We start from the raw sequence: 15,407 nt of genomic DNA on the forward strand, positions 1-15,407 counted from the left end.
CATAGCTTGCGCGTCGGGATTGCGGCGCGCGTTGAGGAGGGAGTGATGCTATTTGTTGCCGAGATAGGCCTCAATCATGAGGGGAACTTCGATCTGGCCTATGAGCTGATTCGCCAGGCGAAGCTCGCTGGCGCCGATGTGGCCAAGTTCCAGTTTGGCTGGCGAGATCAGCCCGGGGAGCTCAATCATATCGACGCGGATATGGCCATGCAGCTCAAGCGATGGTGCGAGTGGTGGGAGATCGACTTTATGGCCTCGATCATCAATGAGGAGGCGCTGGAGCTGGCGCGTCCGCTGAATCCCGGTCGCTATAAGATCGCCTCGCGCACGGTGGTCGATCATCCGGAGCTGGTGGAGCGGGTACTGGCTCAGGGGCGAGAGACGTACATCTCGCTGGGATGGTGGACCGGGGATGAGCTGCCCTTTGGTCCGCCAACCGACCAGCTGCGCTACATCTTCTGCCGCTCGCACTATCCCACGTATCCGGCGCATCTGGAGGGGCTGCCCGAGCGCTTTGAGCCCGGGGGGTATTATGGCTACTCCGACCATATGCACGGGATCGAGGGCTGTCTGCTGGCGATCGCGCGCGGGGCGCAGTTTGTGGAGAAGCATTTTACGCTCGATAAGACCATTCGCGGGGTGCATCGCGATCACATCTTGAGCGCGACTCCGGAGGAGTTGCGCCAGCTGGTGGATCTGGGGCGTCCGCTCAGCCGCCTGGCCCGGGTGGTGGGCGCTGGCGAGCCGGGGGTGGGGGGCGTGCCCGGCAAGTAGCGCCCGGGGAGTCGGCCAACCACAGGGGGTAGGGAGCACGACCTGACCAGGGAGACGAGGATGAAGGAGCGAGCGAAGGTGGTGGCGGTGGTCCAGGCGCGGATGAGCTCGGAGCGGCTTCCCGGCAAGGTGCTAATGCCCCTGGCCGGTCGCCCGGCCCTCTGGCACATCATTGAGCGTTTAAAGCGGGTGCGCGCTCTTGATGAGGTGATTGTGGCCACCAGCGATCGCAGCGAAGACGATCCGATCGCCTCGCTGATCGAGTGGCTGGGGGACCCGAAGGTGAGCCTCTTTCGCGGGTCGCGCGATGACGTGCTCAGCCGCTTTTACCTGGCGGTGGTCGATCGCGATCCGGAGTTTGTGGTGCGTATCACCGGCGATACACCGCTGGTGTGTGTGGAGCATCTGGAGCGCATGCTTGAGCACCTGCGTTCGGGGGGCGTCGACGGGGTGGACGGCCATCACGGGCGTACCGGTCTGACGCTGGGCTTTGGGAGTGAGGTCTACCGCACCGGGGCGCTGATCGATGCCCACCTGCTGGCGATGCGCCCGGAGGAACGCGAGCACGTCAGTCTCTTTATCAAGGAGCGACCGGAGGTGTATCGGGTCGAATACCTGGAGCCGGACCCGGCGCTCTGCTCGGGGTTTCGGCTGACGATGGATTATCCCGAAGACTATGCGTTGCTGCGCGAGATCTATGCGGCGCTCTATCGCCCGGGTGACATCGTCGACTGCCAGCGAGTGCTGGAGTGGTTGCATCGCCGTCCCGATCTGGTGGAGCGCAACGCGCATTGCCTGCAACGCAGTGCGCGCTGAGGGGGAGTGGGTTGCCCACCGCCAGGCGTTCGCCAGTCGTACCAGCGGTTCTCGGGAAGGTTCGATCAGGGCACACCGGGTGTCATCATGTTGACCTGCGTATCAGCGGGCGAGAATCCCGAAGACCGAAGGGCAACCAGGTGGGGCTGTGAGTTAGATGGAAAATGAGATGAGTGCTGAACGCAAAAAAGCCGCCCCGAAGGGCGGCTTTTTTGTGTTCAGAACTACTCAGAACTACGCGTGTTTTGTGACTATTGCGCGCAGACGAGGTTCAGGGTCCAGCTATCCAACGTACCGGTATCACCGGAGCCACCATCCGCAACGGCGAGTTTCCAGTTCCCATTGCCTGAGCTGCCTACGAGAGGGGTAAGGCTATCGGCCGGATTAAAGTCTCCGGGGTAGTTTCCATAGATGTTGTCTGTGCCTGAACCAGTACGATCGTGGAGAGCGTACTCCTCTCCAGAGGGGGCGATCAGGTTGACGTACAAATCACCGCGGTACGTGTGAGTGATTTCTACGTCAATGGAAACATCCAAGACCGTCAAGCAACTGTCGATTGCGATCGTGCTGGAGACGAACTCTGTAATGCGATCTGGAATCGACAGGTTGGGCGTACTCGTTTCGCTGACTACGGTTGTATTGAAAAAGTCTCCAGTAAGGGAGTAGCTCGCAAGCTCGCTATTAGCTTCGAGCAGGAGTACGTACTCGCCCGCTGGCAACTGCCCGGCAAGCGTGCCGCTTCCGGACAAGACTTCACTCCCATCGGCCCCGAAAAGGGTCAGTTCGACGTCGGCGTCAGTCGAGATGAGACGATACCCTTCGCTGAGGTAGTTGACCTTGGCGTAGTCGCGTTGACCGGGGGTAAGTACAAGCTCGCGGTCAACGTCAAAATCTTCCTCCACATCACCAATAGCGAGCGCATCAATGACGGAGACATTGAAGACGCTGACGATCGTTTCTGTGGTGTCGTTTTCGATGTCAACGGTAGCGGTAATGCTTTCGTTTGCCAGATAGTAAAGCCCACGAGTGCCGCTGTTGGCGGTGCGCAGAGCCAGTGACGAAGTGCTAGCCAGAGCCTCTTCACCGGCTGAGATCGAGGCCGGAAGCGATTCACCGGCGTCGTTCCACTGGGTGACGCGTACATACTGCCCCGCACTCAGGCTGACTTCCTGGGAGAAGCTTGTTTCGGCTTCGAGCTCTTGTCCTTGTTCAAAGGTCGCCGAGTACCGGGTGGCCGGGCCCGAGCTTGTCACCCGATCTACCAGAATGAAGAACTCTTCGGACGGGGCGTTGAACGAGAGGCTGGTCCCCGTGACGGGAAGGGCTTCGACCAGGGTCTGAGCGTCGCTCCAGATCTGAACTTCAGCCTGCGCGTCGGCCTCAAAGTTGGTGAACGTGATGTACGGGTCATCGAGCTGTGCGTTGCTGACCGCGTAGAAGTTTTCGGTCAGATGGCGAACATCACCGTTGATGCCGTCGGCGGCGAGCTCAATCGCGGTGGGCGCCGGGGCGTCAATGAGCTCAATGGTGCCAACGTAGCCCCAATCTTCGCCGCCAGCCGGGCCAGCAAGCTCCAGGAGCTGGGCGATGGGGCCTACGTTGAGGGCGTAGGTTCCGTCGGCCGGGATCACGATTTCACGGCTGAAGTCGAGACCTGCGCCAGCGTCGCTGGTGCGACTGAAGGGAAGCACGGGTTCTTCGACTTCGGAATCGGCCGGAGCTTCGACTTCTTCCATGAAGACAAAGCCGGGCTCCGGCATGCCATTGGCGTGAATCGCCACGCGAATCCACTGGCCGGCAGTGCCGGTGATGCTGAGGTTGTCGAGGTCTTGGACGTACTCGCCATCGACCACTTCGGGGGCGTCGATGTTGCCGGTGAAGATCACCTGTTCGCCAGCGACAAGCTCCAGCGGAGCACCGGCTTCGGCGTCGAGGTCGAGGGTGCCCTGGGCGGCCAGCTCATCAACGACTGCGGAGCGCAAGCGGCAGACGCCGTCGATGGTGATGGTGCCGGCGCCGCAGCTCAGCTGCGAGGTAGGCACGCAGGTGCGAGTGGCCACGTCAAAGGTGGTACCTTCGCCACAGGCTTCTTCGGCGGGGCGGCAGCGGTCCTGGCCGTCGGCTTCGGTACCTTCGCCGCAGATGTCTTCGGCGGGGACACACTGATTATTGGCGACTACCGTACCTTCGTCACACTCAATGGTGTTTTCGGGCAGGCACTGACCGTCCACTTCGATGGTGCCTTCGGCACATTGGATGCCCTGGGTGGGCACGCAGCGCCCGAGGGCGGTGTCGTAGACGGTGTTATCGCCACAGATCGCGTCGGTGGCTTCGCACTGGCCATCTGCGTTGAGAACGGCGCCTTCGCCGCAGTTGGATTCGTCGACTTCACACTGGCCATCGACCAGGACGGTGCCCGGCCCGCATTCGCGCTGCTCGACGTTGGTTCCGCCGTCGCCACCGCAGGCCATCGCGCTGGCGGCCAGAAGCGCCAGAGCAGAAAGTTTTGTCAGGGTACGCATGTATCGAATCTCCCGTGATGATTGGGGCTTTCGTATGTTGATGATCGTGCACCGCGCCCGGGTATAGGCGCGATGCCGGTTCAGATCAGATTCCGCAGGTGAGGTTGATGCCCCAGCTGTTGAGCGTTCCGTTAATTCCACTCGAGACATCGGCGACGTAGAGCTGCCAATCTCCCTGGCCAGACTCTCCAATGAAATCGTCCAGAGAGCCCGCAGGGGTGAGGGTGTCGGGATAGCTTCCGACGATATCGTCGTTATAAGAGCCTGTGCGGTTGTGCAAATACACCGTTGTGCCTGCGGGAGATGTCAACGTAACGACAACGTCACCTCGGTAACCATGGGTGATATCGATGTCCACACTTACACTCTCAATGGTTAAACAAGCGTTGGCAGTCAGAGTCCGGGTTACGCCCGTTTCATCGTTATCGACGATGGTGGAGTTTGGACTCTCCGACACGCTGACTTCCGGCACACCGACGACCTCATTGAAGTCCAGGTTGAAGGTATAGCCGTCGGCGAGTGCGCTGCTGGCTTTGACTTCGACGATGAAGAGGTCGTTGCTCAGGTAGACATCCTCGAAGGCGATCAAGTTGCCCACCTGCTCACGAAGGGTGTTGCCGGTGTTTTTGGAGAAGATCTTGACGCTCAGGGATTCGCCGGAGCCCGAAGGCACGGCGAAGGTCATGTCGGAAAGCACCGACTGACTCGCCCGGAGGAGGTAGTAGTCGCGATCGCCCGTGCTGTAGACAGCTCCGGTGGTGCTGAGGTCGAGGCTGCCCAGGGAGACCTCGTAGAACGCGGCGTCGGTGATGCCTTCGAACTCATAGGTTGGACGGAGAATGGACGCTTCGCTGTCGTTGCTCAGCTCCACGCGGTAGTCGCCCGGGCCGGGGGCGAGTCGGAGGAACTCGAAATTGCCGCTGGCTTCGGTTTCGTAGATGACCACATCGTCGGGGTTGTAGATACGCAGGGTCGCGCTCTCGCCGTCGGCGAATTCTGCGCTGCCGCGGATGATGTCGTAGGTATCCAGAGTGAAGGTTTCCGAGATGATCTCTTCGGGAACCAGGGCCTGGCGTTCGGTGGCGTTGAGTTCCAGGACATATCCCTGGGTCAGCGCTTCGTAGACCGAGATGGCCATGATGTAGGAGCCCGGGGTGAGAAGAGTGAACTCAAGCGCTTCGAAGGTGCCCGTTTCTTCGAACTCCCCTTTGAGGAAGTTGTCTGAGCCGATCAGGTAGACGTCCGGGTCGCCAGCGCCGGGGTTGTTTTCATCTTCGATCCATTCTTCGGCGTCTTCGTCGTAGACAAGCTCGCCGGTGCGCAGGAAGCCCTCGAAGCTGGCCGGGGTGCTGATATCCAGGCGGTAGAATTCGAAGGTGCCTGCTTCTACAGCTTCTTCATGGCTGAAGGTGAAGCTCTCATCGCCAACGACGGGGATGGGGGTAGGATCGATGTTCGTGATCACCGGGACGACGTTGTAGAAGGTCGACGACCAGTTCTCGTTGGTCATGGCGATGGTATAGGTGCCCCCTTCGGCCGCGAAGAAGTAGATTTGTTTGGCGCGGGTACTCCACGAAGTGGAATTGTTAAGGGGGTCGATGTTGGTGTAGCGCGCGAGCTCTTCGCCGTTCTTCGAGATCTCGAAAGTATTGGAGAAGCCGCTTGGGCTGGTGGTGGTGTAGCTGATCTCGAGCATCTGGCCGGGCTGAGCGACGACTTCGAACTCGTAGGTTTCGTCCACGGGGATGTTGACGGCGCGTGCCGAACTCACCACGAAGTGGGTGGCCGGCCCGGTCTGGCGCTCTTGGTCGAAGAGCAGGTAGACCGGGGCGTCGGACGCGGGGCGCTCGGGTACGAAGATGTCGCCTTGCTCCAGCGCAGTGGTGTCGGTGTGTTCGGTGAGGGTGGCCCACTCGTCGACCACGGCCTGTGCGTCGGCGCCCAGGGCGTCGATGGTCATCGCCAGGTTGTAATCGGCGGGGAATTCAACCAGGTAGAGGTTCTCGGTGAGATCGCTCAAGTCACCGCTGACGACTTCTTCGAGGCCGGGCCAGGGCTTGGCTTCCGGGGGTGTTACGCGGTTGATCTGCGCGACATAGGCCCAGGTGCCGTCACCGCTGTTGGCAGTTCCGTTGAGCTGGTTGAGCGCGTTTGCGATGGTGACGGTGTAGTCGCCATCGGTGGGCAGCGCGAAGGTGCGCTGGGCCACGCGGGTCTGAGCGGAGCTGGTGGCGCGGTCGTAGTCACCGTCGGTTACGATGGCCATCGGCGAGGGAAGTCCGCGGGAGAAGACGGTCAGTTCGAACCAGTCGCCGGCCTCCGCGGTCAGGGTGAAGGCGTGTTCCCCGGCGTCATCGGATTCCATGACGCCGGCGAAGACCAGGCTGGCTTCGGCTTCGGGAAGGGTGAAGGCGTTTTCGCCGCCTTCCTCGTAGACCACGTCGGCGCTGGAGGCCAGGTTGTCGGCCACGGTGTCGACCGAGACGCAGCGGTTCTCGACTTCGAAGACGTCGTCGCCGCATTCGACGTTGCCCAGGTCCACGCAGATGCCCTGAGCGACATCGAATTGCGTGCGTCCCTGGCAGACCACGTCGCCCATCAGCGCGCAGCCGGTGCCTTCAAGCTGGGTGCCTTCGCCGCAGATGTCTTCGGTCAGCTCGCAGCTGCCGTTGGCCAGCACGGTGCCTTCGCCACAGGTCAGCGGATTGTCGACCAGGCAGCGACCATCGATTTCGACGGTGCCCTCACCGCAGGCGATCTCATCGGGGCCCAGGCAGGTGCCGGAGGCGGTGTCGTAGGTGGTGTTTTCGCCGCAGAGTTCGTCGGTAGGGACGCACTGATCTTGGTCGTTGCGGGTGAGGCCTTCGCCGCAGGTCGAGTCAGTAAGGACGCACTGTCCGCCACTGAGCTCTGTGCCGGGGCCGCACTCCAGGGGATCGGGAGTCTCAGTTTCGCCGCCGCCACAGGCGACCATGGCGAGCGCTAAGATCCCGCTGAGGGGAAGGTTCCAGGGGGTGAGTCGCTTCATCCGCTTCATCTCCGACTATCTGACACGTCCGATCGTGGGGTTTCATCGATTGCTTCTACGGCCGATCACAGAGGGATCATTGACCATGGGGTCTGATGCCTTTTGGGCACGGCAGAGCCAGGACCTATGGGGACCGTTAGGGGAGACGATAGTCAGCAACCCCCCGTTGATGCAACCAAATTCTAGATCTTAAGCTCTGGAGCGCGTTTGCCGGCGAGGTTCAGAGGCGTTGGCGGCGGTTGAGCAACCAGCCCAGCGCGCGCAGAGTGAGTGCCAGCAGGGCGGCGACGAGGGTCTGGCTGGCGCCGACCGAGGCGTCGGTGGCCAGCGCTACCAGGTACCCGAGCACGCCGGCGGCCGCGCCGGTGGTGGCCGCAACGATGAAGACCCATTTGAGGCCGATGTTGAGTCCGAGCGCGCCGATGGCCGGGAGCACGGTGAGGCCAAAGGTGGGCAGCGCGCCCAGCGCGCGGGTGGAGAGGCCCGTTAGGAGGGCGATGGCCCCGAAGAGCAGGGCGTCGAGCAGGCGCACCGGCACGCCCTGGGTGCGAGCGACCAGGGGGTCGAGGCTGGCAAAGACAAAGGCTCGGAAGGCGAAGACCTGGGTAGCGACCACCAGCAGGGTGGCCCCGGCGATGGCGTAGAGGTCGCTGGAGCGTACCAGCACCGCGGAGCCGTGGAGGACGGCTTCGACCTCATGGAGTTCGCGGGCGATGAAGGGGCCGATGAGCAACACCAGGGCGGTGGGCACGATAAAGGCCACGCCGAGCAGCGCGTCACGCCCCAGGGTGGGGCGCTCGCCAAGCCAGACCAACCCGAAGACCACCAGCGTGGAGAGGAGGATCGCCAGCGTCGGGGCCAGGAGTTCGGCCAGCAGGCCGACCAGCCCGAGCTGCGCGCTCAGGTAGAAGGCCAGGGTCACGCCCAGGGCCGAGGTCTGGCTGAGGGCGGCGCTCACAAAGACGATGCGGCGGCTGACCACGTACACCCCCAGCAGGCCTAACCCGAGTCCGGCGGCCAGCGCGGTGAGGATGGGATCGCGGTAGAGATCGCCATAAAGGGCCAAAAATTCGAGCATACCAGATCCGGCGAACGTCAGTGGGTGTGGTGGGGATCGTCGAGGCAGTCTTTGAGGCATTCCTCAATCTGGATCTGACCTGTGCGATCGACGCGCATGATGCGGTTGGAGGCGCTGCGGGCAAGCTCGGATCCGTGAGCGATCATCATGACCGTCATGTCGAGTTGCTGCTGGATCTTTTGCAGAAGCTCGATGGTGGCAGCCTCGCGCTCGGGATCCATGGAGGCCGAGGGTTCATCCAGGAGGAGGAGGCGCGGCTGGCCCAGGAGGGCGCGGGCCAGCAAAATCAGCTGCTTCTGACCCTCGGAGAGCTCGCGGAAGAGGTGATGGCAGAGGTGGCCGACGCCGACCATCTCCAGCGCCGGGTCGATCTCCTGATGGCGAGGACGGATGCGCAGGGCTTTGAGGCCGCGGCCGCGGTGTAGGCCGGTGGCCATGACATCAAAAACGGTGGCCGGGAGCATGGGATCGAGGGTGCGGGTCTGGGGCACAAAGCGCAGGGCATCGGCGGGCAGGCTCCAGTCGATGCGGCCGGCCACCGGGGGGAGCAGTCCGATGAGGGTTTTGAGCAGGGTGGATTTGCCCACACCGTTGGGCCCTTCGATGAGCATGAAGGTGCCCTGATGAAGATGGAAGTCCAGGGGCCCCAGCAGCGTGCGACCGTGGTAGCCGCACGCCAGGTTCTGGACTTTTAAGAGCGTGGGTTGGCGCGAGGGGTGATCCCGGGGCAAACAGGGGGGGATCGGCGCGTGATCGGCCGGGGAGGGCTGCTCAAAGTTGGGGCGAAGCCTGGAATCAGCGCTCATGGGGGTTCCGCAGCGAGGTTGGCGGGCGGTGACGCCCGGGCGTTCTCTCAGGGGGAGAGGGTCTCATAGAGGCGAGTGGCGAGTTCTTCGAGGTGCGCCACGTAGCTCTGGCCGGGCCGGGTCTGGGCGGGGAGTTGGAGCAGGGTGGCACCGGTGCGTTCGCTGAGCAGTGCGGCGGTGGTCGTGGGGTAGTAGTCGAGCTGGATGATCGCCGGGATCTGACGTTTTTGGATGGTGTCGACCAAAAGAGCGACGTGACGCGGGTTGGGCGGGACGCCGGGCTTGGGTTCGATCTGCATCACATCGCTCAGGCCCAGCCAGCCGGCCACATAGCTCCAGGATTTGTGGTAGGTCACGACCTGACGCCGGGCCTGGGGGAGCTGGCCAAAGCGCATCTCAAAGCGCTGGGCCAGGCGGATGGCTTCGCGGGCCAGGTGGCGGGAGCGTTCCAGGTAGGCGTCGGCGTGGGGCGGGTCGAGTTCGGCCAGGTGGCGGCCCAGCGCCAGCGCGACGCGGGCGCCCTGGCGAGGGTCGGTGGTGTAGTGGGGGTTTCCGCCCGGGTGCACATCGCCCATCGTGCGGTCGACCGGGCCCCGGGGCAGGTCGGCGGCCACGATGTGGTGAGAGGCGTCAAAGTGGCCGGATTGGCCCGGGTGAATCTTCGGGTTACGAGCGCCGGTGATCAGCGTGGGGAGCCAGCCCACTTCCAGATCCATGCCCACCAGCACCAGCACATCGGCGCGGTTGAGCAGGGGGACGAAGCTGGGGCGAGGATCGATAAAGTGGGGGTCGTCTCCGGGCCTGGCGAGGATGTCGACCTTGCCCTGGTCACCGACGATCTCCGAGGCGATGGCGCCCAGATCGGCGGTAGTGGCCACCACCCGGAGCTCGGCGGTGGCCGGACCGGCGGCCAGCAGCGTGATCAGAGCCGTCAGCAGGGCCAGGGGCCAGGCCAGCGACTGGCGAGGAGAGAGAGAGGACAAGGTCATGGTTGCTCCAGGGGTGAGGGCGCTGCTTTAAGAGGCCGGAGGACGCCGGCGGCGGGACCCTAACGCTGAACCTTTATGAATGCAAATGTATTGCAACAAGTGGCGGGTCGGGTCGATTGACTTCTGCGGCAGCCGACTGCGATAGTCCGCCCGAGGTGCGTTTGCGCGCCTTGCTTCAGGGAACCCGGTGTAAATCCGGGACGGTCGCGCCACTGTGTGCAGCGAGTCGACGGCCAGATGCCACTGTTCCTTTTGCGCGCTTTTGTCGGGTGTGCGGGGGATGGGAAGGCGGTCGGTGACGAGGACGAGGAGGGCAGGAGCCCTGGATCGTTGCGAGCTGCGAGTCAGGATACCTGAGCCGAAGTCGCCGGGAGCTTGCCCGGCAACCAGCTGACCTCTTCGCGACAAAGAGCGCTGCATGTGGACGGTATCACGGTGGAAAAAGCCCGGGTGGGTGGAGTCTGCGCTAGGTGCTCTGGCACTGGGTGCGGGCCTCTGTGCGTTTGCGCCGGATGTGCGTGCGCAGGCTGTGAGGGAGCCTGTTTCGGTTGATGATTCCGAAGATGCGCCTGAAGGGGTGTCGGAAAGTGCTGTAAATTCAGCCGCTTCGGAGGATGGTCTGGCGAGCACCCTGCGCGCGCGTACGGTGAGTCGGGAGCGTTCGGCGCGCGATGATGCGCGTCACCCTTCGGGGTTTGTGACCCGGGTGCAGACCGAGTCCTGTTGTGCGCAGCCGCCGTCTCTGGGGGAGGTTCTGGAGCAGGTGGAGGGGGTGCAGCTCTCGCGTTCGTCGAGTCCCGGGCAGCCGGCCTACGTGGCGATTCGCGGCGGCAGCCCCCGTCAGCTGGTGGTGTATCTGGGGGGGCTGCGTCTGAGTACGCCGGCGGGGCTGGGGTTTGACGTGGGTCAGTTCGGGGTGGCGGGGCTGGCCTCGGCCGATGTCTTTCGCGGGGGCGCGGCGGTGGTGCACGGGGCCGGGGCGCTCACCGGCTCGGTGCAGCTGAACCCGCGGGCGCCGGCCTCGGGGGTGGCCGGTGAGCTTCGGTTGAGCGCGGGGAGCTTCGGGAGCGCGGGGGCCCAGGCGGCGGTGAGCGCGGCTAATGCCCGGGGAGGGCTCCGGCTGCATGCCGGGGTGCGTCGGGCCCGGGGCGACTTTGGTTTTGTGGATCATCAGGGCGTTGAACAGGGGCGTTTGAACAATGATCATCAACGTTTCAGCGGCGGGGGCAGCGCGCGCCTGAAGGTGGGGGAGGGCGCGCTTCATCTGACCGCGATGGTCGAAGATGGCGAGGGCGGGAGCCCCGGACCTTCGGAGTTTCAGCGGGCCTTTGAGCAGGCGCGGGTCGAGGATGATCGTCGGCTGGCGAATCTGCGCTGGGAGACGCAGGGGGGCCATGCGGTGGGCTGGCAGGTGCATGCCGATGTGGGTTTGCAGGATCGCCGCTGGGCCTACGAGAACCCCCGCGGGCATATGAGCCTGGAGCCCGTGGCATCGAGCTCTCGCCATCAGACGCTGGCGGCCAGCCTGGAGGGCCGTCTTTTTGCCGGTCGGCATATAGCCGGGCTTTCGGCCGCGGCGGGGGCGGAACGCTACCGGGCCGCCGAGGGCGCGGCGTCGCTGGGCGCCGAGCGCCTGAGCGCGGCGTTGGCGCTCTCCGATGAGTGGTTGCTGGCCGACGAGCGGCTCAGCCTGGTCGGGGCGTTGCGGATGGAGCTTTTGCGCGAGGTGTCGACGGAGGCCGCGTTTGAGCCCCGGGTGTACGCGCCGTTGACGCCCGCGCTGGGGGTTATCGGGAGGGTGCATCGGCGTCTGGAGGTGCGGGCCAACCTGGCCCGCACCTTCCGCGCGGCCGATTTCGATGAGCGTTTTCTCACGACCGAGGCGGTGCGGGGCAATCCCGATCTGGAGCCGGAGCGGGCCTGGGCGATGGATGCCGGCCTGCGCCTGCGCCTGAGTCCGGGCACCGCCACGGGCCCGCAGGCCCTGGAGCTGGGCGCGACGTATTTTCGAAACGAGATCGACGAGATGATCTTGTTTCTGCCGGTGTCGGCCTATGTCTACCAGGCCCAGAACTTAAGCGGCGCGCGGGCCCACGGTCTGGAGTCCACGCTGAGCTGGGCGCCGGTGGCGGGCCTGCGCCTGGAGGGCAGCTACACGCTCACCCGGGCCTACCTCAAAGTCGACCAGGGTGCCGGCTCGCCGGCGCAGCTGCCCCACCAGCCGCGCCACCGCGCGCACCTGCGCGCGTCGTTTACCGTGGGAGGCCTCTTCGGGGCCGGGGCGTGGCTGGAGGAGGCCCGGGTGCAGGCTACCGCGCGTTACCGAAGTCGCGTGGCGCTGGATAACTTCGGCAGCCTGCACAGCCCCGGGGCGCTGCATCTGGATCTGGGCGCGCGGGCGCAGCTCGGGCGGGAGGTTCGCCTGGGGGTGGAGGTGCAGAATCTGTTGAATGAGCGTCGCGCACAGGACTTTTTGCAGCGCCCGCTGCCCGGGCGTGCGTTCTTTGTATCGGTGGAGCTCCGCAGCGGAAGCCGTGGTGATGAGGGAGGGGGAGGAGCATGAGGATGACCATGGGAGTGATGAAGGCCGCCGGGCGCTGTCTGGCGCTGGCGCTGGTGATGGCGTGCGGGGAGCCCCCCGAAGAGCAGGCGCCGGCGGGTCAGTTGCGGGAGGTCTGCCAGGAGCCGGCCGAGGCCTACCCCCTCTACGTGGAGGCGCGTCTGAGCACGACCGGGTCGGTGAGCAACGACCTGGTGGCCGATGCGCGCTCGGTGTGGGTGGTGGAGAGTGGCGCCAACACGCTGAGCCGCTTTGATCGTGAGCAGCAGCGCTACGTGTCGCAGGCGGTGGCCCTGGGCGCCGAGCGCAACCCCTACGCCATGGCATTGGAGCCGGGGGCGGCGCCTTCAGGTGCGGCCCGGATCTGGGTGGCCAATTACGCCACGCATAGCGTGAGTGTGATCGATGCGCAGTCTGGCGAGGTGCTCCAAGAGATCGAGGACGCCTCGTTGAAGAACCCCTCGGCCGTGGCGCTGGGGGAGCGCTACGCCTATGTGGGCAACGTCCATTACCTGAGCCTGGCTCAGGGCTTTGGGCCGGGGAGCATCTCGGTGATCGACCGGACCACGCTGGAGGTGGTCGGGCAGTGGGAGACGAGCTTTAAGAACCCGCACTCGCTGAAGGTGGAGCAGGTCGCGGGCCAGGAGGTGCTGGTGATCAGCTCCGCTGGCGAGGTGGTGTTCGGCGCGTCGGGGGTGGAAGTGCGCGGTCGGGCCGGACTGGAGCTGGCGTTTCCGGGCGCCGATCCGGGCGCGCCCCGGCTGGAGTCCTATGACCTGGGGCAGCGCGAGGGCGGCGTGGTAGGAGCGCCCGGCAGGCCGGTGCGGGTGCCGGGCACCGACACCCTCTACCTGAGCAGCGCCACCGCCCCGGTGCTCTTTGTGTTTGATCTGGCCGTGCGTGCCTGGGTGCGTGATGCTCAAGATCCCCTGGAGGTGTACGCGGCCGAGGGTGACGCCACCCACAGCCTGGCGGTCGACAGCGCCGGGCGGCTGTGGTTGACCGCGTTTAATCAAGACGCGCTCTACATCTGGGATACCCGCTGTGATCGGCTGGCGGCCGGGCCGCTTCCCCTTGGCCGCGTCGACGATCTGGTGGAAGGTCCGCAGTCGGTGGCCATCGTCGAGGACGCCGAAGGCATCGACGCCTATTACCTGCTCACCAACGCCAACGCCCTGGGGCGCGTGAGGGTGCGCTGGTAAGGGGCGATGTGAGGCAACTTCGTAGCTATGATAAGCACGTGCAGCGTCGGCGCCCTCCCGGGCCCGGCCGCTCCCCAACCTGAGGTCGACATGAGCGACGCGAATCAGAACCACGACAAAAAGTTTCAGGACCCCAACATCGCCATCAACCGCGTCTACACCCGCAAGGGGGACGCCGGCACCACGCGCCTGGTCGGCGGTCAGAAGGTCATGAAGAGCGCCGCGCGCATTGAGACCTACGGCACCGTCGATGAGCTCAACGCGGTGGTGGGGGCGGCGCGTCAGACGATCGCCGAGGTGTACGCCGGTCAGCCCGGGTTTGAGGGGCTTTCCGGACAGCTTTTTAAGGTACAGCATCAGCTCTTTAACCTGGGCAGCGTGCTGGCGACGCTCCCCGAAGACGTGGGGCCGATGATGCCGCGGGTCGACGCCGACGATGTCGCGGAGCTCGAGGCGCTGATCGACCAGTACAACCAGGATTGCCCGCCGCTGCGCTCCTTTGTGTTGCCCGGGGGCACGCGGCTCAATGTGGAGCTGCACCTGGCGCGCACGGTCTGCCGCCGGGCCGAGCGTCTGGCCGTGGGGCTTGGCGAGTCCGAGGAGGTCGATCCGCAGGCCATCGCGTACCTCAACCGCCTCAGCGATGCGTTTTTTGTGTGGAGTCGCTGGGCGTCAATTGCCGCCGGTAGCGACGAGGTGCTCTGGGATCCGAACGTCTGAATTTCGGGGGGCGCGCGGGCTCCGGGCGCGCCTCAGAAGGTGATGTTGATCCCGGTGGTGAACGCGCCGCTTAAGGTGAGCGCCGGGTCGAGGTCGGTGAGGTAGGCGTGCAGCCGGGGGCGCAGGTAGACGCCGGCGCCGTAGCCGATGTCGATCAGCAGATCGAGATCCAGGGCCGCGGTGAGCACCCGGCGATCGGGGTTCTCCTCTTCGCCGCGCACCGCCGAGCCCAGGGCCAGGGTCACGTCGAATTGCGTGCGTTCATAGGAGCGCCCCGCCGAGAGAAAGGCGCCGGCGACGATGAGCAGGGAGTCGTCGTAGCCCAGATCGCGCAGCAGATCCTGATCGACGTCCTGGCGCGCCTCAAAGAGGAGCAACTCCGCCGCGCCGTAGAGCCCCACTGCGGCGTCGATGCGCGCCGGTGCCAGGGGGTCGCGCGTGGGCGGGTGGAGTTCAAAGCGATAGCCCACGCGCAGGTGGGCCAACTCCCAGGCCTGCAGGACGTCTTCGTTCTCCGCGTTGAGCGTCTCCAGAAAGGGCTCCTGGTAGGCGCCGGTGACGCCCTCCCGGGTGAGCATCAGGAGGAGGTCCGGGCCCACGGTCAGGCCGGGGATGCGGGCGTCGATGTAGGTGTCGTTGGCTTTGTAGCGCAGGCCCAGGTCGGCGTAGCGGAAGAGTTCGTCGGGCTCGGCGTCAAAGAGGAGCTGGCCGAGCAGGCCCACGCGCAGCCCGAAGCGTTGGTGAGAGGGGCTGACCAGCCGCCCGGTGGACGGCGGCGGGCTCTTGGTGGGGGGCTGAGCCTGGGCCGGCGCGCTGGCGGCCAGCAGCATCACCAGGCAGGCACACACTCCCCCGGCGCAAGAGAGGACCGGGCGCAGGGGGAGGTCGGACACAGCGGATCTCGCAACGAAG

At 64.9% G+C, this 15,407-nt stretch carries 11 protein-coding genes and 1 riboswitch; of the genes, 5 read left to right on the plus strand and 6 right to left on the minus strand.

Translation table 11 applies throughout. The features are described 5' to 3' along the window. Window positions 1–45: 45 nt before the first annotated feature. Window positions 46–774 (plus strand): N-acetylneuraminate synthase family protein, encoded by a 729-nt coding sequence (locus DL240_RS15445; RefSeq protein WP_111730804.1) that lies wholly within the window; start codon window positions 46–48, stop codon window positions 772–774. Window positions 775–834: 60 nt separating this feature from the next. Beyond that, entirely contained in the window at window positions 835–1,590 is a 756-nt protein-coding gene (locus DL240_RS15450) for a cytidylyltransferase domain-containing protein (RefSeq protein ID WP_111730805.1), read from the plus strand. A gap of 251 nt (window positions 1,591–1,841) precedes the next feature. On the opposite strand, the gene DL240_RS15455 is transcribed toward DL240_RS15450, so the two are convergent. From DL240_RS15455 to DL240_RS15475, 5 genes are all read right to left on the minus strand, one after another. After that, window positions 1,842–4,112 (minus strand): proprotein convertase P-domain-containing protein, encoded by a 2,271-nt coding sequence (locus tag DL240_RS15455; RefSeq protein ID WP_158542620.1) that lies wholly within the window; start codon window positions 4,110–4,112, stop codon window positions 1,842–1,844. Window positions 4,113–4,197: 85 nt separating this feature from the next. Then, entirely contained in the window at window positions 4,198–7,140 is a 2,943-nt protein-coding gene (locus tag DL240_RS15460; RefSeq protein WP_111730807.1) for a proprotein convertase P-domain-containing protein, read from the minus strand. A 220-nt stretch (window positions 7,141–7,360) separates the two neighbouring features. Beyond that, window positions 7,361–8,218 (minus strand): metal ABC transporter permease, encoded by an 858-nt coding sequence (locus tag DL240_RS15465; RefSeq protein ID WP_158542621.1) that lies wholly within the window; start codon window positions 8,216–8,218, stop codon window positions 7,361–7,363. Window positions 8,219–8,235: 17 nt separating this feature from the next. Next, the gene (locus DL240_RS15470) at window positions 8,236–9,024 is read right to left on the minus strand and encodes a metal ABC transporter ATP-binding protein (protein ID WP_111730809.1); all 789 of its coding nucleotides are present in this window, start codon (window positions 9,022–9,024) and stop codon (window positions 8,236–8,238) included. A gap of 47 nt (window positions 9,025–9,071) precedes the next feature. Then, window positions 9,072–10,013 (minus strand): metal ABC transporter substrate-binding protein, encoded by a 942-nt coding sequence (locus DL240_RS15475; protein ID WP_111730810.1) that lies wholly within the window; start codon window positions 10,011–10,013, stop codon window positions 9,072–9,074. Between the two features lie 177 nt (window positions 10,014–10,190). Then, a riboswitch (cobalamin riboswitch) is annotated at window positions 10,191–10,368 on the plus strand. Between the two features lie 63 nt (window positions 10,369–10,431). Between DL240_RS15475 and DL240_RS15480 the strand changes: the two genes are divergently transcribed. The 3 genes from DL240_RS15480 (at window position 10,432) to DL240_RS15490 (ending at window position 14,495) form a co-directional block, all read left to right on the plus strand. Then, on the plus strand, window positions 10,432–12,576 hold the full coding sequence (locus tag DL240_RS15480; RefSeq protein WP_111730811.1) for a TonB-dependent receptor plug domain-containing protein: 2,145 nt from the start codon (window positions 10,432–10,434) through the stop codon (window positions 12,574–12,576). A 2-nt stretch (window positions 12,577–12,578) separates the two neighbouring features. Continuing rightward, window positions 12,579–13,775 carry a hypothetical protein gene (locus DL240_RS15485; protein WP_111730812.1) on the plus strand — a complete coding sequence of 399 codons (1,197 nt, stop codon included), beginning with the start codon at window positions 12,579–12,581 and terminating at the stop codon, window positions 13,773–13,775. 90 nt (window positions 13,776–13,865) lie between these two features. Continuing rightward, on the plus strand, window positions 13,866–14,495 hold the full coding sequence (locus DL240_RS15490; protein WP_111730813.1) for a cob(I)yrinic acid a,c-diamide adenosyltransferase: 630 nt from the start codon (window positions 13,866–13,868) through the stop codon (window positions 14,493–14,495). A gap of 32 nt (window positions 14,496–14,527) precedes the next feature. On the opposite strand, the gene DL240_RS15495 is transcribed toward DL240_RS15490, so the two are convergent. Next, window positions 14,528–15,388 carry a hypothetical protein gene (locus DL240_RS15495; RefSeq protein WP_146618336.1) on the minus strand — a complete coding sequence of 287 codons (861 nt, stop codon included), beginning with the start codon at window positions 15,386–15,388 and terminating at the stop codon, window positions 14,528–14,530. Window positions 15,389–15,407 lie beyond the last annotated feature (19 nt).

Origin of the sequence: Lujinxingia litoralis, assembly GCF_003260125.1 — a bacterium.
GTDB lineage: Bacteria > Myxococcota_A > Bradymonadia > Bradymonadales > Bradymonadaceae > Lujinxingia > Lujinxingia litoralis.